This window comes from Pseudoalteromonas sp. BZA4 (assembly GCF_040104395.1).
Classification (GTDB): Bacteria; Pseudomonadota; Gammaproteobacteria; order Enterobacterales; family Alteromonadaceae; genus Pseudoalteromonas.
In genome coordinates this window covers 20,819-40,534 of sequence record NZ_JBECOT010000032.1, presented here as the reverse complement: position 1 = coordinate 40,534, position 19,716 = coordinate 20,819, and the positions used below count along the sequence as shown (strand labels likewise).

General features: G+C 41.1%; 19 protein-coding genes. 11 read left to right on the top strand and 8 right to left on the bottom strand.

Annotated elements, in window-relative coordinates; genetic code table 11:
* Position 1: 1 nt before the first annotated feature.
* The 3 genes from ABMY41_RS13695 to ABMY41_RS13685 all read right to left on the bottom strand — a co-directional run bounded on the left by ABMY41_RS13695 (position 2) and on the right by ABMY41_RS13685 (position 4,029).
* Positions 2-1,159 (bottom strand): acyl-CoA dehydrogenase family protein, encoded by a 1,158-nt coding sequence (locus ABMY41_RS13695; RefSeq protein ID WP_175078338.1) that lies wholly within the window; start codon positions 1,157-1,159, stop codon positions 2-4.
* Positions 1,160-1,265: 106 nt separating this feature from the next.
* A complete protein-coding gene (locus tag ABMY41_RS13690; RefSeq protein WP_349275068.1) occupies positions 1,266-2,756 on the bottom strand; it encodes a CoA-acylating methylmalonate-semialdehyde dehydrogenase in 1,491 nt (496 codons plus the stop codon).
* Between the two features lie 91 nt (positions 2,757-2,847).
* Positions 2,848-4,029, bottom strand: a complete 1,182-nt coding sequence (locus ABMY41_RS13685) for an acetyl-CoA C-acyltransferase (RefSeq protein WP_054553804.1) — start codon at positions 4,027-4,029, stop codon at positions 2,848-2,850.
* A 341-nt stretch (positions 4,030-4,370) separates the two neighbouring features.
* Between ABMY41_RS13685 and ABMY41_RS13680 the strand changes: the two genes are divergently transcribed.
* The 9 genes from ABMY41_RS13680 to ABMY41_RS13640 all read left to right on the top strand — a co-directional run bounded on the left by ABMY41_RS13680 (position 4,371) and on the right by ABMY41_RS13640 (position 13,946).
* Positions 4,371-4,805 (top strand): MerR family DNA-binding transcriptional regulator, encoded by a 435-nt coding sequence (locus ABMY41_RS13680; protein WP_054553803.1) that lies wholly within the window; start codon positions 4,371-4,373, stop codon positions 4,803-4,805.
* A 44-nt stretch (positions 4,806-4,849) separates the two neighbouring features.
* A complete protein-coding gene (locus ABMY41_RS13675; protein WP_349275066.1) occupies positions 4,850-6,025 on the top strand; it encodes an isovaleryl-CoA dehydrogenase in 1,176 nt (391 codons plus the stop codon).
* A 9-nt stretch (positions 6,026-6,034) separates the two neighbouring features.
* Positions 6,035-7,642, top strand: a complete 1,608-nt coding sequence (locus tag ABMY41_RS13670) for a carboxyl transferase domain-containing protein (protein ID WP_187489625.1) — start codon at positions 6,035-6,037, stop codon at positions 7,640-7,642.
* A gap of 10 nt (positions 7,643-7,652) precedes the next feature.
* A complete protein-coding gene (locus ABMY41_RS13665; protein WP_054553800.1) occupies positions 7,653-8,423 on the top strand; it encodes an enoyl-CoA hydratase/isomerase family protein in 771 nt (256 codons plus the stop codon).
* A gap of 8 nt (positions 8,424-8,431) precedes the next feature.
* Positions 8,432-10,396, top strand: coding sequence for an acetyl/propionyl/methylcrotonyl-CoA carboxylase subunit alpha (locus tag ABMY41_RS13660; protein ID WP_349275063.1), 1,965 nt, complete (start codon positions 8,432-8,434; stop codon positions 10,394-10,396).
* The gene (locus ABMY41_RS13655; RefSeq protein WP_175081978.1) at positions 10,396-11,301 is read left to right on the top strand and encodes a hydroxymethylglutaryl-CoA lyase; all 906 of its coding nucleotides are present in this window, start codon (positions 10,396-10,398) and stop codon (positions 11,299-11,301) included. The genes ABMY41_RS13660 and ABMY41_RS13655 overlap by 1 nt, the downstream gene beginning before the upstream one ends.
* Before the next feature lie 11 nt (positions 11,302-11,312).
* A complete protein-coding gene (locus ABMY41_RS13650) occupies positions 11,313-12,011 on the top strand; it encodes a CoA transferase subunit A (RefSeq protein ID WP_138557504.1) in 699 nt (232 codons plus the stop codon).
* A gap of 11 nt (positions 12,012-12,022) precedes the next feature.
* The gene (locus ABMY41_RS13645) at positions 12,023-12,679 is read left to right on the top strand and encodes a 3-oxoacid CoA-transferase subunit B (RefSeq protein ID WP_054553796.1); all 657 of its coding nucleotides are present in this window, start codon (positions 12,023-12,025) and stop codon (positions 12,677-12,679) included.
* A gap of 388 nt (positions 12,680-13,067) precedes the next feature.
* Positions 13,068-13,946, top strand: coding sequence for a LysR family transcriptional regulator (locus tag ABMY41_RS13640; RefSeq protein WP_054561525.1), 879 nt, complete (start codon positions 13,068-13,070; stop codon positions 13,944-13,946).
* A 44-nt stretch (positions 13,947-13,990) separates the two neighbouring features.
* Here the strand turns inward: ABMY41_RS13640 and ABMY41_RS13635 are convergent, their stop codons facing one another.
* Together ABMY41_RS13635 and ABMY41_RS13630 are read right to left on the bottom strand one after the other, a co-directional pair.
* Positions 13,991-14,338, bottom strand: a complete 348-nt coding sequence (locus ABMY41_RS13635) for a hypothetical protein (RefSeq protein WP_349275060.1) — start codon at positions 14,336-14,338, stop codon at positions 13,991-13,993.
* 98 nt (positions 14,339-14,436) lie between these two features.
* Positions 14,437-14,889, bottom strand: coding sequence for a hypothetical protein (locus tag ABMY41_RS13630; RefSeq protein ID WP_349275058.1), 453 nt, complete (start codon positions 14,887-14,889; stop codon positions 14,437-14,439).
* Between the two features lie 393 nt (positions 14,890-15,282).
* Here ABMY41_RS13630 and ABMY41_RS13625 point away from each other — a divergent pair, with 393 nt between their 5' ends.
* Positions 15,283-15,705: a hypothetical protein gene (locus ABMY41_RS13625; RefSeq protein ID WP_349275056.1), complete on the top strand. Its 423-nt coding sequence runs from the start codon at positions 15,283-15,285 to the stop codon at positions 15,703-15,705.
* 69 nt (positions 15,706-15,774) lie between these two features.
* Here the strand turns inward: ABMY41_RS13625 and ABMY41_RS13620 are convergent, their stop codons facing one another.
* Together ABMY41_RS13620 and ABMY41_RS13615 are read right to left on the bottom strand one after the other, a co-directional pair.
* Positions 15,775-16,692 (bottom strand): hypothetical protein, encoded by a 918-nt coding sequence (locus ABMY41_RS13620; RefSeq protein WP_349275054.1) that lies wholly within the window; start codon positions 16,690-16,692, stop codon positions 15,775-15,777.
* 34 nt (positions 16,693-16,726) lie between these two features.
* Positions 16,727-17,146, bottom strand: a complete 420-nt coding sequence (locus ABMY41_RS13615) for a hypothetical protein (protein ID WP_349275052.1) — start codon at positions 17,144-17,146, stop codon at positions 16,727-16,729.
* Positions 17,147-17,685: 539 nt separating this feature from the next.
* On the opposite strand from ABMY41_RS13615, the gene ABMY41_RS13610 reads away from it, so the two are divergent.
* Positions 17,686-18,105, top strand: coding sequence for a hypothetical protein (locus ABMY41_RS13610; protein WP_175081986.1), 420 nt, complete (start codon positions 17,686-17,688; stop codon positions 18,103-18,105).
* Between the two features lie 301 nt (positions 18,106-18,406).
* Here ABMY41_RS13610 and msrA read toward each other — a convergent pair whose 3' ends face one another.
* Complete coding sequence (gene msrA, locus ABMY41_RS13605; protein ID WP_349275051.1) at positions 18,407-19,684, bottom strand: peptide-methionine (S)-S-oxide reductase MsrA; 1,278 nt, start codon at positions 19,682-19,684, stop codon at positions 18,407-18,409.
* Positions 19,685-19,716 lie beyond the last annotated feature (32 nt).

Genomic DNA, 19,716 nt, shown 5'->3' with positions numbered 1-19,716 from the left:
CTTATAGAATGTCGCCAGCTGACTCAGCTAAGATACGACGTGCGATAATCACACGCATGATTTCGTTTGTGCCTTCAAGAATTTGATGCACACGGACGTCTCTGAAATGACGCTCTAATGGGTATTCTTTGATGTAACCATAACCACCATGAATTTGTAGTGCGTCGTCACATACTTTAAAACCAACATCTGTAGCAAAACGTTTTGCCATCGCGCAGTAAGTGGTTTTTTCGCTGTCACCGGTATCTAGTTTAAATGCGGCTAAGCGCACCATTTGACGAGCGGCAACAAGCTCAGTGTTCATATCGGCAATCTTAAATTGCAGTGCTTGGAAGGCAGCTAATGGCTTACCAAATTGCTCACGTTCTTTTAGGTATTCGCGTGCAGTGTTAAGTGCTGCTTGTGCTGTACCTAATGAACAGGTAGCAATATTAATTCGGCCACCATCTAGGCCTTGCATTGCAAACTTAAAGCCTTCGCCTTCTTGGCCTAGTAAGTTAGCCGCAGGAATTCTGACACCTTCAAAGCTAATTAAACGTGTTGGCTGTGCATTCCAGCCCATTTTTTCTTCAGCTTTACCGTATTCAATACCTGCAGCATCTGCAGGCACAACAAATGCCGAAATACCGGCTGCGCCTTCACCACCAGTGCGCGCCATAACCACAAGTAAATCAGTTTCACCGGCGCCCGAAATAAACATTTTAGAGCCTGAGATCACATACTCATCGCCCTCTTTTACCGCTTTAGTTTTTAGTGATGCTGCATCAGAGCCAGAGCCTGGCTCTGTTAAACAATAAGAAGCAAGTAACTCACCCATTACTAATTGTTCACAGTACTTGGCTTTAACGTCCTCAGTACCAAAGCTTGCAATCATCCAGGTTGCCATATTATGAATGGTCAACATAGCGGTTGTTGCGGTACAACCCATGGCTAGCTGCTCAAAGATAATGCTTGAATCTAGGCGAGATAAACCTAAGCCACCCGCTTCTTCTGGGGTATATAAACCACAAAAGCCAAGCTCACCGGCTGCTTTAATGGTGTCTTTAGGGAAAATGTGTTCTTGGTCCCACTTAGCTGCATGTGGAGCAAGTTCAGACTCTGCAAACTGACGGGCTGTTTCAGCAAACGCTTGCTGATCTTCGGTTAAATTAAAGTCCATAGTAGACCTCTATTTGTTGTCTTATTCTTTAAAGAATTATTGTTGTCGTTTAAATGTGTGTTCTTTGAGCGAGCGTGTGCTCGCTCAGCAGTAAATTAATTACAGCTTATTTAAGGTTGATACTCATGTTAGGACCTGAGGCGATATCATCCTCGAACCAACGTGAAGTAATTGTTTTCGTTTCTGTGTAAAAACGAATACCTTGCTTACCGTAGGTGTGTTGGTCACCGTAGAATGAGCCTTTCCAACCTGTGAAAGAGAAAAACGGTAGTGGCACAGGAATTGGCACGTTGATACCAACTTGACCTACTTCGATTTCATGTTGGAATTTACGTGCAGCAGCGCCGCTTGATGTGAATAACGAAGTACCGTTACCGTAAGGCGAGTTATTGATAAGCTCAATCGCCTCTTCAAGAGTATCTACAAACATACAAGCCAGTACTGGACCAAAGATCTCTTCTTTGTATAAATCCATCTCGGTGGTTACATCAGTAAATAGCGTTGGACCAACCCAGTTACCTTGCTCGTAACCTTCAACAGTAAAGTCAGAGCCATCAATTAAGCACGTTGCACCTTGTTCTTTACCACTTGCGATAAGTGATAAAATACGGTCTTTAGCAGCTTTTGATGTTTGTGGGCCGTAAGCCGCGTTGGTATCATCCCATACACCTGGGCGTACGTTTTCAAAGCCTGCTTTAATTTCGTCAACCCAGTCTTTTGCTTGACCAACAAACACAGCAACCGAAATACCCATACAGCGCTGACCCGCAGCACCTACAGACGCACCTACTAGGTTGTTGACAACATGCGATTTACTTGCATCAGGCATAATAACCATGTGGTTTTTTGCACCTACACAAGCTTGCACGCGTTTAAGGTTTGCTGTGCCTTTTGAATAAATGTATTCACCTACACCACACGAACCAACAAATGAAATTGCACGTACTGCTGGGTCTTCTAATAAACGGTCAACTTGTGGTTTTGTACCATGAACAACTTGTAACACCCCTTTTGGTGCACCCGCTTCAACAAATAGTTCAGCTAAACGCATTGGTGTTAGTGGATCTTGCTCTGATGGTTTCAGAATAAAGGTGTTACCACACACAATTGCCAGTGGGAACATCCATAATGGGATCATCGCTGGGAAGTTAAATGGCGTAATACCCGCACATACACCCAGTGGCTGCATGTAAGAGTAAGTATCGATTTTACGCGCTACGTTTTCCATTGTTTCACCCATCATCAGTGATGGTGCATTGGCTGCTTGCTCAACAACTTCAATACCACGCCAAACATCGCCTTTGGCGTCTTCAAATGTTTTACCCAGCTCATGACAAATAATCGTCGCAAGCTCATCATGGTTTTCTTTTAGTAGTGCAGCGTATTTCATCATAATGCGCGCACGCTCAGAAATTGGCACTTCTTTCCATGTTTTAAATGTTTCTTTTGCAGAGGCAATGGCTGCATCCATTTCAGCTTCCGTTGCACATGGAACTTGAGCTAACACTTCTTGGTTTGCAGGATTGATCACATCAATCAGCTGCGATGAACTTGATTGGGTAAATTCGCCGTTAATAAATAAAGGTACTTGGTGCATGAGGCACTCCTCCCCAGTGGGTATAAAGAGGCCGCAACATGATAGTTTTTAAAATACGTTGCGGCTGTGAGAGATTAAAATTCTAAAGCGATTAAATAGCTTCAACTGCCATAGCAACAGCTTCACCACCACCGATACACAGTGAGGCAACACCTTTGCTAAGACCACGATTCTTTAATGCATGAATTAAGGTAACTAAGATGCGCGCGCCGCTTGCACCAATTGGGTGACCAAGTGCACAGGCACCGCCGTTTACGTTTACTTTGCTTTCATCAAGTTTTAACTCGTTAATTGCAAGCATAGTCACCATGGCAAACGCTTCGTTGATTTCCCATAAATCAACATCATTCACAGACCAACCGGCTTTTTCTAAAAGCGATTGCATTGCGCCAACCGGTGCTAAAGTAAATTCGCTCGGGGCTTGAGAGTGTGTGCTGTGAGCAACGATACGACAAAGTGGTGTTAAACCTTGTGCTTTAGCATCTGATTCACGCATTAACACAAGCGCTGCTGCACCATCAGAAATTGATGACGAGTTTGCAGCTGTAATCGTGCCGTCTTTTTTGAATGCAGGACGTAAACCTGGGATTTTATCAGGACGTGCATTGCCTGGTTGCTCATCAATCGCAACGGTCACATCACCTTTGCGTGTAGAAATAGTGTGCGCGGCAATCTCGTTTGCAAATGCGCCTGTTTCAATCGCACTATTTGCTTTAGTCAGAGAGCTAAGTGCAAAGTTATCCATTTGTTCACGACCAATTGAATACTGATCGGCAGTGTCTTGTGCAAAACAACCCATTGCTTTATTGTCGTAAGCATCTTCAAGACCATCACACATCATGTGATCTTTTACTTCGCCATGACCCATACGCATACCTGAACGTGCATTTGGTAACATATAAGGGGCATTACTCATGCTTTCCATGCCACCAGCAACCGCTGAGTTGATAGAGCCTGATTTAATTAAGTCATGGGCAAACATTGCAGCCTTTAAGCCAGAGCCACATACCTTGTTGATTGTTGTAGCGCCAGTACCTTGATTAAGACCCGCTTTTAACATTGCTTGGCGTGCAGGTGCTTGACCAAGACCAGCTGGTAATACACAGCCCATGATCACTTCGTCAATCTTATCGGCAGATAAACCGGCTTGCTCTAAGCTACTTTTAATAGCTGTAGCACCTAAATCAGTTGCGTGTGCACCACTTAGTGCGCCCATAAAACCACCCATAGGGGTACGTTTTGCGGCAACAATAACAACGGCTTCAGTAGTCATAATTGGCTCCATGTAAGTGGTTATCATCATGTGTTCAAATCATGTGTAACCAAACAGTTAATTTGTTATAGTTTAATTTCGATTTAATTCAGCATACATAATATTTACGTTTACGCCAACGTAAATCTAAAATCAACATTTTTGCGGCCGGCAAAACTGTAAACTTATCTGTATTTTGTTGTATTAAAAATCAAACATCTGCTTACAAGGCTAGATAAATAAAGCTTTTCAACAAATCCAACCAGTTATCTTTATAAGTCTAAAGTATAACTCCCAAATCACCCTTTACCTTTACGTAAACTTCACTTATATTGGTGTTATTCGAATGAGGTAAATAAATCATGAAACAAGACAATCAAACAAACTTTGAAAGCGCAGCAGTTGAACCTGCGAGCAATGAGCAAACGTTTAGTATCAGCGAACTAGCAAAAGAATTTGATATAACCACCCGCTCTATCCGCTTTTATGAAGACCAAGGTCTGATCTCACCAGATCGCAATGGTCAAACCCGTATTTATTCAAAACGCGACAAAGTAAGACTAAAACTTATTCTACGCGGTAAACGCTTAGGTTTTACCTTGGCTGAAACGGGTCGTTTGTTTGAACTGTACGATGCAGATAAATCGAGCGCTAAGCAGCTAGTGACTATGCTTGACCTTATCGCAGAGAAAAAAGCGGACCTGAGCCAACAAATGGACGACATTAAAGTTGTACTAATGGAATTGGTGACTGCAGAACGCCGCTGTCGTGAAACCCTTAATAATTTAGACGAATAACCTGACAACAATCTCGTCAACAGACTCTCACAGGAACACACATTATGAGCACTATTTCACTTTATAAAGAAATGAACTTCGGACTTGGCGAAACAGCAGACATGATCCGCGATCACGTAAATAGCTTTGCGAGCCAAGAAATTGCCCCACTTGCGGAACAAACAGATGTAGAAAATGCCTTCCCTAATCAACTTTGGCCACAACTTGGCGAAATGGGTTTATTAGGTATGACAGTGCCTGAAGAATTTGGCGGTGCTGGCCTTGGCTACCTTGAACATGTTATTGCAATGGAAGAAATTAGCCGTGCAAGTGCATCGATTGGTTTAAGTTATGGTGCTCATTCAAACCTTTGTGTTAACCAAATTAACCGTAATGGGTCACAGGCTCAAAAAGAAAAATACCTACCTAAACTTATCAGCGGTGAGCACATTGGTGCCCTTGCGATGAGTGAGCCAAATGCGGGTTCTGACGTTGTATCAATGAAATTAAAAGCTGAGAAAAAAGGCGATGTATTTGTACTTAACGGTAACAAAATGTGGATCACCAATGGTCCAGATGCCGATACCTTTGTTATCTATGCAAAAACAGATTTAAATGCAGGCCCAAAAGGGATCACAGCCTTCATCGTTGAACGTAACACGCCAGGGTTTTCTACTGCACAAAAGCTAGACAAACTTGGTATGCGTGGCTCTAACACCTGTGAATTAGTGTTCGAGAACTGCGAAGTACCAGCAGAAAACATTCTAGGTAACTTAAACGAAGGCGTAAAAGTACTTATGAGTGGCCTAGATTATGAGCGTGTTGTTTTAGCTGCAGGCCCGCTTGGCATTATGCAAGCATGTATGGACATTGTGGTTCCTTATATTCATGAGCGTAAACAATTTGATAGCCCAATTGGTCAGTTCCAACTTATTCAAGGCAAAATTGCTGACATGTATACGCAAATGAATGCAGCTCGTTCATACGTTTACACGGTAGCTCGTGCATGTGATCGCGGCGAAACAACGCGTAAAGATGCCGCTGGCGCTATTTTATATGCGGCAGAGCTGGCGACTAAAATGGCCCTTGATTCTATCCAAATCTTAGGTGGTAATGGCTATATCAACGAATACGCGACTGGTCGTTTATTACGTGATGCAAAACTATATGAAATTGGCGCAGGTACTTCAGAAATCCGCCGCATGCTAATTGGTCGCGAATTATTCACTGAAAGCCGATAGGACCTTGTTATGACGATTTTAAAATCGAGTGTAAATCCACACGATCCGCAATTTTTGCAAAATCACGACAACATGGCAGCGCTCGTAAGTGATTTACGTGAAAAAGTAGCTGATATCCGTTTAGGTGGTGGCCCAGCCCTGATTGAACGCCACCAAGGTCGTGGTAAGTTGTTTGTTCGTGACCGTATTGAAACGCTACTTGATGAAGGCTCGCCATTTTTAGAGATTTCTCAATTTGCTGCCTTTGGTGTGTACGAACAAGCTATTCCTTGTGCTGGTGTTGTTGCTGGTATTGGTCGTGTGAAAGGCGTTGAATGTATGATCATCGCCAATGATGCAACTGTAAAAGGCGGTACATACTTTCCACTAACGGTGAAAAAACACTTGCGTGCCCAAGATATCGCAGAGCGTTGTCATTTACCGTGTATTTATTTAGTTGATTCAGGCGGTGCAAACCTGCCTGAACAAGATGATGTATTTCCAGATAAATTACACTTTGGCCGTATTTTCTATAATCAGGCTCGTATGTCTGGAAAAGGCATTCCACAAATTGCAGTCGTAATGGGTTTATGTACCGCAGGTGGTGCTTATGTACCAGCAATGGCTGATGAAAGTATTATTGTAAAAGAGCAAGGCACAATTTTCTTAGCTGGTCCGCCTCTGGTTAAAGCGGCTACAGGTGAAGAAGTGAGTGCTGAAGAGCTCGGTGGTGCTGATGTTCACTGTAAAACATCAGGTGTTGCCGACCACTATGCTGAAAACGATGCCCATGCACTTTCTATCGCGCGCCAATGTATTGAACGAATTAACTATCAGCGCCCTACTGCACCGTTACTTGATGATGTTAAACCGCCGCGTTACGACATTAACGAAATTTACGGCATTGTGGGTACCGACCTTAAAAAACCATTTGATGTACGCGAAGTAATTGCCCGTGTTGTTGATGATTCATCATTTGATGAATTTAAACGATACTTTGGCGAAACACTAGTAACCGGCTTTGCAACAATCTTTGGTCACCCTGTCGGTATTGTTGCCAACAACGGCATTTTATTCAGTGAATCAGCGCAAAAAGGCGCGCACTTCATACAACTATGTGCACAACGCAAAATTCCTTTAGTGTTTTTACAAAACATTACTGGCTTTATGGTTGGTAAAAAGTACGAAGCCGAAGGGATCGCCAAACATGGGGCGAAAATGGTAACCGCTGTGTCATGTGCTGATGTGCCAAAATTTACTGTGTTAATTGGTGGCTCGTATGGTGCAGGTAACTACGGTATGTGTGGCCGCGCGTTTGAACCTACCATGATGTGGATGTGGCCAAATGCTCGTATCTCTGTAATGGGGGGTGAACAAGCGGCTGGCGTTCTTGCACAAGTTAAACAAGATGGTTTAGCCCGTAAAGGCGAAAGCATGACTGATGAGCAAGTCAGTGAGTTTAAAAAGCCAATTATCGAGCAATACGAAAAACAAGGTCATCCATATTACGCCAGTGCCCGCCTTTGGGATGATGGCATTATCGATCCTGCTGATACCCGCAATGTATTAGGGCTTGCCTTAAGTGCAGCTAAAAATGCACCAGAGCGCGATTCGCAGTTCGGCGTATTTAGAATGTAATGGAGGCCTTATGTCAGTAACACTCGAAATAACAAAATCAAATGTGGCTGTACTGGTACTAAGTCGCCCTGAAAAACACAATGCATTTAACGAAGAAGTCATCAGTGAACTGATCCGTTTAATTGAACACGCAAACAGCTGTGATGTGCGCGCACTGGTTTTAAAAACCGAAGGTAAGCACTTCTCTGCAGGCGCTGATTTAAACTGGATGAAGTCGATGGCTGGCAATGACTTTGCAGAAAACTTAGCGGATTCTATGCAGCTAGCAAAGCTTATGAAAGTCCTTGCTACAAGCCCTCACCCTACAATTTGTGCCGTACAAGGTGCTGCATTTGGCGGTGCGTTAGGCTTGATTGCGTGTTGTGATATCGCAATTTGCCAAGACGATGCACAATTTTGCTTAAGTGAAGTAAAGCTTGGTCTTATTCCTGCGGTTATCAGCCCTTATGTTATTAAAGCTATTGGTGAGCGCGCTGCACGTCGTTATTTTTTAACGGCAGAGATTTTTGACGCGCATACAGCTAAGCAACTGGGGTTAATTCACCAGATCACAGGCGATTTACAAACAGCGCTCGATAAACACTTACAAAACCTTGTCAACAATGGCCCTATTGCTGTTAAAGCAGCGAAGCAGCTAATCAATGATGTCGCTGGCAACGTAATAGATGATGCACTGATTGAGTTAACCGCTGAGCGCATTGCTCGCATTCGTGTATCTGAAGAAGGCCAAGAAGGCCTAACTGCATTTTTTGAAAAACGTGCCCCTAACTGGCAGAAATAGGAACCATTATGACAACAAAATCATTGAAAAAAATTCTCGTTGCCAACCGTGGTGAAATTGCCTGCCGAGTTATGCGTACAGCAAAGCAAATGGGCTTAACAACGGTTGCAGTGTACTCAGATGCTGATAAACAAGCTCAGCACGTAAAGCTTGCTGATGAGGCGTATCATATTGGTCCTGCGCCAAGTAAAGACTCATACTTAGTGGCAGACAAAATCATCGATGTTGCAAAACAAGCTGGTGTTGATTGTATCCACCCTGGCTATGGTTTTTTATCAGAGAACTGTGACTTTGCGCTCGCGTGTGAGAAAAATGATATCGCCTTTATTGGCCCGCCAGCATCAAGTATTGAAGCCATGGGCTCAAAAACCCGCGCTAAAGAAATTATGCACCAAGCAAATGTACCTTTAGTGCCTGGTTACTATGGTGACAACCAAGATACTGAGTTTTTACAAGCCGAAGCTGAAAAAATTGGTTACCCGGTACTGATTAAAGCAGCTTTTGGTGGCGGTGGTAAAGGTATGCGAGTTGTCGAACACGCAAAAGATTTTATCAGTGCACTTGAAGGCGCAAAACGTGAAGCAAAAGCCGGTTTTGGTAACGATTTAGTGCTGTTAGAGCGCTATGTCACTAAACCTCGCCATGTTGAAGTACAAGTTTTTGCCGATAGCCATGGTAACTGTGTGTACTTAGGTGATCGAGACTGCTCTTTGCAGCGTCGTCACCAAAAAGTAATTGAAGAAGCCCCTGCTCCAGGTTTATCTGATGAACTTCGTAAAGAAATGGGTGAAGCAGCAGTACGTTGTGCCCAAGCGATTAACTATCGCGGTGCAGGTACGGTTGAGTTTTTATTATGCGGTGATGAATTCTTCTTCATGGAAATGAACACACGTTTACAAGTAGAGCACCCAGTAACAGAAATGGTAACCGGTGTTGATTTAGTGAATTGGCAAATCAACATTGCTGCAGGTGAAGCATTACCACTTAGCCAATCAGATATTCAGCTACAAGGTCACAGCTTTGAAGCGCGTATTTATGCAGAAGATCCAAGTAATGACTTTATTCCGTGTTCTGGCCACATTGACGCCCTATTCACACCGAACGAATCTGAATTTGTACGTATAGATACAGGGATTGCAGCGGGTGATGAAATTAGCCCGTTCTACGACCCTATGATTGCTAAATTAATTGTGCATGACGATAACCGTGAGGCAGCGCTTGGGCGTTTATCAAAAGCACTAGAGCAATTCCACCTTGCAGGTTTTAGCTGTAACGTTAATTTCTTACATAATCTTGCTAACCACCCTACTTTTCAAGCAGGTGCACCCGATACGCACTTTATTGAAGACCAAGGTGAGCGCCTTGTTGCTAAAAGTGAGCAACAGTCTGTTATTGCAACTGTTGTGGCAGCCTATGCGTATGCACATCAATTAAAAGGTGAAAGCAGTAGCCCATGGCAACAATTAACAGGCTTTATGCTAAACAGTGACGCTAAGACAACGATTCCGTTTGTTGATTTAAACGTTCATGCTATTAAGACCTCAGATGGCTTTAAAATCAGCCTAGATGGAGTTGACTATACAAGCTCAGGCAAGGTTGAAAATGGCCTTGCAAACCTAGTCGTTAATGGCGAAAAAGTTGTGGCTCATATTAATCAAACAGACTCTCACATCACAGTGATGTACAAAGCACAGCAAACGGTGCTAGAGCTAATTGATAAACACTATATTAGTGAACACGAAAGTGATGCACTACCACTTGCTGCACCACTCAATGGTACTGTTGTTAAGCATTTAGTTGAAGTGGGTAGTACTGTCGCTAAAGGTGACGCTGTTGTCATCATAGAAGCGATGAAAATGGAATATACTCTTAATGCCCCGCATGATGGTGTATTAACCAGCTATTGCTTTGCTGAAGGTGAACTGGTGAGTCACGGTGATATGCTCGCGATTGTTGAAGAGCCGGAGGCGTAATGGCACAGTTTCCTGATTTTGTTCGCATTGTAGAAGTTGGCGCCAGAGACGGCTTGCAAAATGAAGCTGCCGTTAGCACTCAAGATAAAGTCGCTCTTATCAACGCCCTTGCAGATGCTGGGCTTAAAGATATTGAAGCAGGCGCCTTTGTGTCACCTAAATGGGTGCCACAAATGGCTGACTCAAGCGATGTAATTAGCGCGTTAAATTTGCCTAATGTTAACTTAAGTGCCCTCACCCCGAATTTACGGGGTGCAGAGGCGGCAAAACAAGTCGGCATACAAGAATTTGCAATCTTTACAGCAGCAAGTGAAGCGTTTTGTCAAAAGAACATTAACTGCTCTATTGATGAAAGTATTGATCGCTTTAAAGATGTCATGGATTTTGCCAAAGCGAATAACATTCGTGTTAGAGGTTATGTTAGCTGTGTGATGGGTTGTCCATATCAAGGTGATGTCGACTACAATGATGTATTAAAAGTATCACAGCGATTATTAGAGCTTGGTTGTTACGAAATTAGCCTTGGCGACACCATTGGTGTAGGTACGGCGAAAAAAGTTGATGAGTTATTAGATTTACTCTTGCAACATATTGATAAATCAAAACTCGCTGTACATTTTCACGACACCTACGGACAAGCGCTCACAAATATTTACACCGCCCTAACACGCGGTATAGCAACGGTTGATAGTGCTGTTGCAGGCCTTGGTGGTTGCCCTTATGCCAAAGGTGCGTCAGGAAATGTTGCCACTGAAGATGTAGTTTACTTACTACAAGGGCTTGGCATAGAGCATGGAATTGATTTAGAAAGACTGGCGAAAGCTGGTTGGGCTATTTGCAGTGCATTAAATAAACAACCTGTCAGCAAGGTATCACTTGCTCTAAAGAACACTCAGAATAATTAAGGAGTAGGCTCATGGCCGGTTTCGATAAAGTGGTTTCAAGTTATGAAGCTGCAATGGAAGGTTTAAAAGATGGCGATACTGTTATCGCTGGTGGCTTTGGCTTGTGTGGTATTCCTGAGGGACTTATCAGTGAAATTAAGCGTAAACAAACTAAAAATCTAACCGTTGTTTCGAACAACTGCGGTGTAGATGATTTTGGTTTAGGGGTTTTACTTCACGATAAGCAAATTAAAAAAATCATCGCTTCTTATGTGGGTGAAAATGCGCTTTTCGAAAAACAACTACTCGATGGCGAAATTGATGTTGTTTTAACACCACAAGGGACACTCGCTGAGAAGATGCGTGCTGGTGGTGCGGGTATTCCTGCGTTTTATACTGCTACAGGTTACGGTACTCCGGTTGCCGAAGGTAAAGAAGTCAAAGAATTTGATGGTCGCCCGTATATCTTAGAAGAGTCAATTACAGGCGAGTTTGCCATTGTTAAAGCATGGAAAGCTGACCGCTACGGAAATCTTGTATTTCGCCACACAGCAATGAACTTCAACCCGATGGCCGCAACAGCAGGTAAAATTACTGTTGCTGAAGTAGAAGAGATTGTTGAGCCAGGTGAACTTGAGCCAAGCCAAATTCATACCCCAGGTATTTATGTTAATCGCGTGATCAAAGGCGACTTTGAAAAACGCATTGAACGTGTAACAACTCGCGATTAAGGAGCAATAAAATGGCATTATCACGTGAACAAGTTGCAATGCGTGTTGCACAAGAACTACAAGATGGCTATTACGTAAATCTAGGTATTGGTATCCCTACTCTGGTTGCTAACTATGTACCTGACGGTATAGAGGTTATGTTGCAGTCTGAAAATGGCTTATTAGGTATGGGTGCGTACCCAACCAAAGACCAAGTTGATGCAGATATGATCAACGCGGGTAAAGAAACCGTGACAGCAGCCACAGGTGCAGCAATATTTAATAGTGCAGATAGTTTTGCCATGATACGGGGTGGTCATGTAGACTTAACAGTATTAGGTGCATTTGAAGTTGACCAGAACGGTAACATCGCATCGTGGATGATCCCAAAAAAGCTAATTAAAGGCATGGGTGGCGCGATGGACCTCGTTGCTGGCGCGAAGAATATTATTGTTACGATGACTCATGCAAGCAAGCATGGCGACTCTAAGTTATTAGAAAGTTGCACTTTACCGCTAACTGGGGTTAACTGTGTAAAGAAAATCGTAACTGATTTAGCCGTACTAGAAGTTAAAGACGGCGCATTTCATCTAATCGAACGCGCTCCAGGCGTGTCGGTAGATGAAATTATTAGCAAAACGGCAGGCAAATTGCTTGTTGAAGGTGATGTTCCAGAGATGGTTTTTTAAGCCACTCACATCCCATGTACCGACCTCATTCCCAGTGCCAATGGCGCTGAGTTACCCAAAATCCCTCGCAAGAGGGATTTTTTTTATCTAAAGTTAGCCCTTCGCCGCACCATTTTGTCACATAAATAGTATAAAATGCCCTGCTTTAGTGAATTGGCAGTATCTAATACTGAGACTATGACGAAATAGCTAAAACTGCTAAGATCACTTTTTTACTAAACATTTGCCTAAACATAGATTAAACGAGCGATTCAAGATTGTTTTTTATACAATATGGCAAGAGTTAGCTATATTCATTCTTTACTCTCTATTTTTTTACATTTTGGGATAATAATTGCTTAGCAGTTAATTAACTAACAAGCGCTATTGAGACTTACTGAAATTAACTATGCAAACACCTATTCGTGGCTTACGCTCATTTTGTTTTGCTGCACGCACCCTTAGCTTTAAAGATGCTGCAAACCAACTTTACCTTACGCCGTCTGCCGTAAGCCATCAGATTAAACAATTAGAAGAACAATTGGGTATTGAACTTTTTGAACGTCAAACCCGCTCTATCCGCCTAACTGCTGCGGGGAAGAATTTTTATGACTCTGTATCACCGCTGATCAAAGCGCTAGAAAAAACCATCAATGAGTTTAGTCAGTTACAAGAAAACGTAACCATCAGTATTACGCTACCTGAGTTTTTTGCCAGTGAGCTTTTAATGCCAAAACTGAGCGAATGGACCAGTGAGCACCCAAATACAAACTTACAGCTTAATACCTTAAAAACGCGTAAAGAGCTGACTAAGCAAAGCGATTTGTCGATTGTATTGTCTTCATCTAAACCGCACGAAGGCGTTGTACATGAGCTATTTTCGCTATCGTATACACCAGCTTGCAATAAAGAAAACTGGCAAGCATGGCAAGAAAACCCGTTTCAGGCATTAAATGAAGTACCTCTTATACTTCATAAAGCGCGTCCTTGGGCTTGGCACCAATGGGCAGAGCATGCTGGTATTGAAGACTTTGCACCAAAGCAAATTATTCAAGTTGATAGTATGTTTGGTGTGGCACGTGCCGCACAACAGGGTATGGGTATTGCCCTAATCCCCTTACCTATCAGTCAGACTTGGTTTGATGAGCAGTGGTTATTTAATTTCACCGATATGCCATTAAAAACAAAAGATAAATATTACTTAGTGCAACACGATCCTAGTGAAACTAATGCACAATTAGAGCTATTTATAAAATGGATGATTGATACTTTTAAACATCTAAAATAATAGATAAATGACCCTCAATTTTTTGAGGGTCTTTTATTGCTAATTTAACTTTTCGACTTGGTTACTAAAATACTCACTTTGTTTTCATCAATTTCAAAAGAAGCCTGTTTACCATATTCCACAATAAAAGAAGGTGTAAAATAGCTGCCAGCGAGTGTGATTGATGTTTCTACAGCTGCCGTATTATTTTGTTGTGGTATAACTGTAACTTCATAGCTAAACCCCTCACCTATAGAGATAGCCGCAGCTTGTTTTTCTTCCACCAGCATTACTGGCGATGCTAGTAGCTCATTCGCTTTATAAACAGATGTTTCAACTTGAAAACGATCAGCTGCGAAACAACTTGTTGAAGCTAGTAATACCCCTGCTACTAAACCTAACTGTTTGTTCATATTTATTTCCTTATCTCATTTATAGGGTTTATCCGTAATTAATATCAGTTAGTACGTTTATTTGATACACAGAAATTTCTGAATGTTAACTATCTCAATCAAAGCTCTCGATAATAAACATCAATGGTATGTGATATAGCTTCATAGCGATTGTTTTTATGAAGGAAGCATGCTTTACGTAGTTCCTTCTCTTCGTAGTTTTTACCTGCTACTACGACTTGATCTAAAGTTTGTGAACTTGCACAGAATTGCTGTTTTGAAATTGTTTCTATTTTAACTGATTCAGCTTTTGAGCGCGGTAATGAACTAGGCTTAGGATTTTGCTTCATGCCTTCAAGTAACTGAGCTTTAGTAACAGGAACAGTATCTGACCCTATGCCTGGAATATGCAATGTTTGTCTAATGGTATAGTTTTTACTTAATAATGGTGCAAACAAAGATACATCATTGCTCAAATAAGCCTGCTCAAAATTAAGATAAACGGCCACTTTATCTTCAGCAGCATTGGCAATAACAGGCACTAAAAGTAACAACGCAAATATCATTTTCATGGTTATACGCTTATCCTGAATAAATTAAGTCATAAACTATACATACCATCATAAAGTACCGATTTTATTTTTAATTAACAATAATTTGTTTGTTCTGCGTACTCTGCTACTTTATTTTTCTTTATAGTAAACATTAGCTATTTAAACCCCGCGTCTACTTTATCGGGGTCAGATCACAGATCTGACGGCTGACGGCTGACGGCTGACGGCTGACGGCTGACGGCTGACGGCTGACGGCTGACGGCTTTAAGACTAACTCATTACATTAGACTAAAGTCTATAGGTTAAATTTCTTCATCTATTAGGTCATTTTTTATCGTTTGTTGAATTTGCGCAGTTCAATTAAAGTTCATTTGTCGGCGAATGATACCGATTCAAATAGAGGAAAAGATTATGTTTAGTACACTTATGAAACGCGTTGCACTTAGCTCTTTGTTAACTTGTTCAGCTATGGCAGTGGCTGATCAGAGTGACTACAAATTAATGGTAATTGACCAATCTATCACTGCTGATGTTGCAGAGAACCGTCAATACGAACAAGCATTTAATGACTGTGCTTTGAGTGTTAAAGAGAAAAAATTCTCTCAAGCTGAAACATTATGCTCAAAAGCAATTAGCTTACTAAGTACGAGTAAAGTACCTAGCTATAAACGTCGCGAACTAACGTCATTTACGTTAAGTAACCGTGGTGTTGCACGCATCATGTCTGAAAACGACACTGCTGCATTGTCAGACTTTTATGAAGCAGTACAAATTTCAGGTAACGAGTTAGTTGAGCACAACTTAACGCGTGCGAAAAAGAACTTAGCTTTATAAGTTCTCACAGGATTGTGTTGTCTCAAAACCCAGCTTAGGCTGGGTTTTGTCGTTTAGGTGTTTAGTTTTTTAGCCTTCCGCTTTTATCAATAAATCAAGCTCTTTTAGCAATAGGCTCTCTACTGTCTGTTTATCCATTTTAGCCAATTGCTCTAAGCTGTAATTTTTGCCAATTTCTTTAGCTAAAATAAAACCTAGGTAATAACCTCTTCGGTATGGCAGCTTTGTCTCGTCCTTTGCGAAGTTGAAAAATGAAGAATATATTTCAGGTTTTTTCGAATAAAACTTTTTCTTGAGGTCAACGAGAGAATCGAGCTGCCTTGAGCGAATCTTTTTTACCAGATTGCTAGGTATGTTTAGCATCAATTCATCATCACTGGCTGACGGAGTTAATTTATATGAAACGTAAGTAGCTAATCCCTCAGTCCAAATAGAGCACCATAACTCATCCTTACATTGAAATAATTTTTCATGATAAACATGAAATAACTCGTGATGAAAGAATGGCGTATCGTTCTTCCAGGTATGATATTCGGCCATAAGGTCTACACCAAACATTAAGTAAGACTTACCATTTAACTCTCGCGTTGCCCCATTGAACCTTCCTAACGAGTGAAGTATGTAAATGGGGGTTTCAGATTTGAAATCAGGGAAAGTAGCAATAAATGATTCCATACTGCTATTTAAATCTTTAGATAAACGCCTATTTTTTGATAAATAGAGTTCTTCTATTTCACTGAAACCCTCAATAGCTTTAACAAAGCTTTTATCACTATAAAAAGGCGCAAATTGAGAGGTGACATGTTGAGAAAACTGCTCTGCTCTATTTTCTGCAGTCAACGTCTTGCTTGACTGATATAAAGTATAAAAATCATCAGCGAGATTAATGACTTCGAAATCAGCTGACTGGTTGTTAGCATGCGTTTTAAATGAAAGCACTCCAGATATGAGACTGGCGAGTAAAAGAAATTTAGATAATTTTTGCATAATTATAGTTAGAAATATTTGTTAGGTGAGTAGTCTATTGTGACGATATCTCAATACTCGAGGAAATATAACCGTTAATAATCTCGATTTGAGAAGGCAGACCATAGATAGGCTCTGAAACAGCCTGAATTGGAAAGTTTAGTTTTGGTAAATCAATTGTATTGGGTGTTGATATGCCAAACCAAAAGCCAACTGGTTCATCATCAACAAACATACATGGTTGTGTATACTCAACTCCAACTAAGCCAGCATTAATGTAACCCAAGAATTTATTGCCAATAGCATCAGTAAACTGTGATTTTACAAGTAACTGATTATTTGGGTTTAATATATCAGCTTCAGATGCTGGTGTTACAATCGTTTCATCAACAGAATAGTCCTTACAGTACTTAAAAAGCCAAACAGCATGTTCATTAATATCTTGAACAGTAATCTCCCAAATAAATTTATCCATGCCTTTCCTTGAGTTGTTTCGCCAACTTAATTAGCTTTAACGGTAGGTTAAAATGAGTGCAAAGCAAACAGAATTCAAATTTTCTAATTTTGTCGGTCTTTAGAAAAAGAGCCTTTTATTCAACTTCAATCCAAGTCGGTTTATCTCTGGGTAGTAAACCAAATTTTTTAGCTATGAGAACAATATCACCTGAACAATTCGACAGAATATTACTTAAAAGACAATTTTTAACAAAGTTACTTACCTTTTGCTACTGTCCTAACAGTACGGCCGCGTCCCTTAAGCCCAAATAACATTTGTACATGACGTGACGCCATTAAATTATCAGCACTCAGCTAAGCTAATTTCACTTTTTAATACAGGAATAAAACAACTTCACCTCCTCTACACCACAGTAAAACCCTGAATCCTGAGTAATTACTCTATAGATTAAATTTCTTCATCTATCAGTTTTAATTTAATCGTTTGTTTAGCTTATAGGAATATTTTAAAGTTCACTCGTTGGCAAGAAACACCAACTTATTCAGAGGAAAACTATCATGTTAAAAACACTTGTAAAAACTATTGCACTTAGCTCTTTATTAACTTGCTCAGCGATGGCAGTAGCCGATCAAGCTGATTATAAACTGATGGTTATTGAGCAAGCTCAAACTAACGATAATGCAACAAGCCAATACGAAACTGCCTTCAACCGCTGTGCATTAAGCGTTAAAGAAAAGAATTTTTCAGAAGCGGAAAGCCTGTGTACACAAGCAATTTCTCTTCTAAGCACAAGTAAAGTACCAGGTTACAAACGCCGCGAATTAACATCATTTGCACTTAGTAACCGTGGTGTTGCACGCATCATGTCTGAAAACGATACTGCTGCTCTTTCTGACTTTTATGAAGCAGTGCAAATTTCTAAAAACGAACTTGTTAACCACAACTTAAGCCGCGCAAAGCAAAACCTAGCGCTGTAAAAGTTACCCCAACCAAATTGTTGTCGAAAGCCCGGTTCTTGTGTGTTCTGACCGGGCTTTTTTTCGTCTAAAATATCTGCGTTATAGAATACTTTTCTTCACCTTATGGGTGCGATTATATCGTTTGTCAGTTTTCACCCCTGTTTTCTAACTTTATAGAGTAAGCACAACGCTTACGCTAACAAGGAGAAAACAATGTTTAAATTAAATCTCGCGAAACAGGAATTAAAATTGTGGTAATAAGTCATCAGGCTAAAAGAAAACCAGCCATGTCGGCTGGTTTTCTTACATCAGTTACCTTTTAAGATTTATCTCTTGGCACAAAATCAAGCACAGTAGCATTAATGCAGTACCTGTCTTTACCTCTTGGCCCTTCACCAGGGAACAAATGACCTAAATGAATACCCGAGCTTTTTGATTTAAGCTCAATACGTTGCATGCCATAACTGTTGTCTTCATGCATAGTTACACTGTCTTTCACAGGATGAGTAAAAGAAAGCCAGCCAGTGCCTGAGTTAAATCTATCTCGGGTGTCAAAAAGCGGCGCTCCACTTAGCTTATCAATAAAAATACCGTCTGGTGTATTTTTAAAGATATCGTATTGCTTACAAAATGGGCTGTCTGTTCTTGCATGAAACGCCACTCTAAAGGCTTCACTGTCACCTAGTTTAAATGCGCCTAAGGCTTTGTAAAACTCACCTTTGCTAACATAGCCTTGGCGACCATAAACCTCTTCGCCATTTTCTATAAATAATAACGTGGGCGTTGCCCAAGTCGGCGTTTTAATCGTTAAGCCATCAAGTTGATCAGCATGACGGAATGTCATAGGTATCGAGCCCATGTACTGATTAGCCACCTCTTTTTTAAACTTTTCACAGTATGGGCAATAACCTTTAGCATCTATCACTACAATTTGCTTACCGGCCAATAAGGCTGTGTTATCAACCTGCTGTTTTTCTACTGGTGTGAATACAACGCCCGTTGAATGATCAGGGCAATAGCCATTGGGGTTTTTCTTTAAATAATCTTGGTGATAATCCTCAGCGGCATAAAATGCATCAAGCGGTTTTATCACAGTCACAATCTTGCCGTAGCCTGCTGCGGTTAATTTGCTTTGGTATTCATCTTTAAGTTTATTGGCAATCTCGAGTTGCTCATTATTACTTACCAAAATTGTTGAGCGGTATTGAGTACCAACATCATTCCCTTGGCGATTTAGCTGAGTTGGATCATGATTTTCAAAATAATGCTTTAAAAGCGATTGAGTTGTTAACTCGTTACTGTTGTATGTCACTTTAACAACTTCTGCATAATTGTTTTTATCAAAGCGTCGAGAGCTACGTGTTATGTTCTTGTAAGTCGCTTTAAATCCATGCCCATCGGCATAGCCAGATACCGCATCCAACACACCATCAAGTGCTTCGTATCGTTTTTCTGCTCCCCAAAAGCAACCTGAACCAAGCACAATGGTTTCAATATGCCCTGTCGCGTTATCTGGCATTGTTTCAGCTTTAATTGAGCTGGTGGTAAAAATGGCACTGCAAGTGAATAGTGTCAGTAACATCGACTTAATTGTCATACTAATTTCCTCTTAAAAGCCTGTATTTAAGA

Bases quoted from the DNA above. Each gene is read 5' to 3' on its own strand.
- ABMY41_RS13695 (WP_175078338.1), bottom strand. From the start codon at position 1,159: ATGGACTTTAATTTAACCGAAGATCAGCAAGCGTTTGCTGAAACAGCC.
- ABMY41_RS13690 (WP_349275068.1), bottom strand. From the start codon at position 2,756: ATGCACCAAGTACCTTTATTTATTAACGGCGAATTTACCCAATCAAGT.
- ABMY41_RS13685 (WP_054553804.1), bottom strand. From the start codon at position 4,029: ATGACTACTGAAGCCGTTGTTATTGTTGCCGCAAAACGTACCCCTATG.
- ABMY41_RS13680 (WP_054553803.1), top strand. From the start codon at position 4,371: ATGAAACAAGACAATCAAACAAACTTTGAAAGCGCAGCAGTTGAACCT.
- ABMY41_RS13675 (WP_349275066.1), top strand. From the start codon at position 4,850: ATGAGCACTATTTCACTTTATAAAGAAATGAACTTCGGACTTGGCGAA.
- ABMY41_RS13670 (WP_187489625.1), top strand. From the start codon at position 6,035: ATGACGATTTTAAAATCGAGTGTAAATCCACACGATCCGCAATTTTTG.
- ABMY41_RS13665 (WP_054553800.1), top strand. From the start codon at position 7,653: ATGTCAGTAACACTCGAAATAACAAAATCAAATGTGGCTGTACTGGTA.
- ABMY41_RS13660 (WP_349275063.1), top strand. From the start codon at position 8,432: ATGACAACAAAATCATTGAAAAAAATTCTCGTTGCCAACCGTGGTGAA.
- ABMY41_RS13655 (WP_175081978.1), top strand. From the start codon at position 10,396: ATGGCACAGTTTCCTGATTTTGTTCGCATTGTAGAAGTTGGCGCCAGA.
- ABMY41_RS13650 (WP_138557504.1), top strand. From the start codon at position 11,313: ATGGCCGGTTTCGATAAAGTGGTTTCAAGTTATGAAGCTGCAATGGAA.
- ABMY41_RS13645 (WP_054553796.1), top strand. From the start codon at position 12,023: ATGGCATTATCACGTGAACAAGTTGCAATGCGTGTTGCACAAGAACTA.
- ABMY41_RS13640 (WP_054561525.1), top strand. From the start codon at position 13,068: ATGCAAACACCTATTCGTGGCTTACGCTCATTTTGTTTTGCTGCACGC.
- ABMY41_RS13635 (WP_349275060.1), bottom strand. From the start codon at position 14,338: ATGAACAAACAGTTAGGTTTAGTAGCAGGGGTATTACTAGCTTCAACA.
- ABMY41_RS13630 (WP_349275058.1), bottom strand. From the start codon at position 14,889: ATGAAAATGATATTTGCGTTGTTACTTTTAGTGCCTGTTATTGCCAAT.
- ABMY41_RS13625 (WP_349275056.1), top strand. From the start codon at position 15,283: ATGTTTAGTACACTTATGAAACGCGTTGCACTTAGCTCTTTGTTAACT.
- ABMY41_RS13620 (WP_349275054.1), bottom strand. From the start codon at position 16,692: ATGCAAAAATTATCTAAATTTCTTTTACTCGCCAGTCTCATATCTGGA.
- ABMY41_RS13615 (WP_349275052.1), bottom strand. From the start codon at position 17,146: ATGGATAAATTTATTTGGGAGATTACTGTTCAAGATATTAATGAACAT.
- ABMY41_RS13610 (WP_175081986.1), top strand. From the start codon at position 17,686: ATGTTAAAAACACTTGTAAAAACTATTGCACTTAGCTCTTTATTAACT.
- msrA (WP_349275051.1), bottom strand. From the start codon at position 19,684: ATGACAATTAAGTCGATGTTACTGACACTATTCACTTGCAGTGCCATT.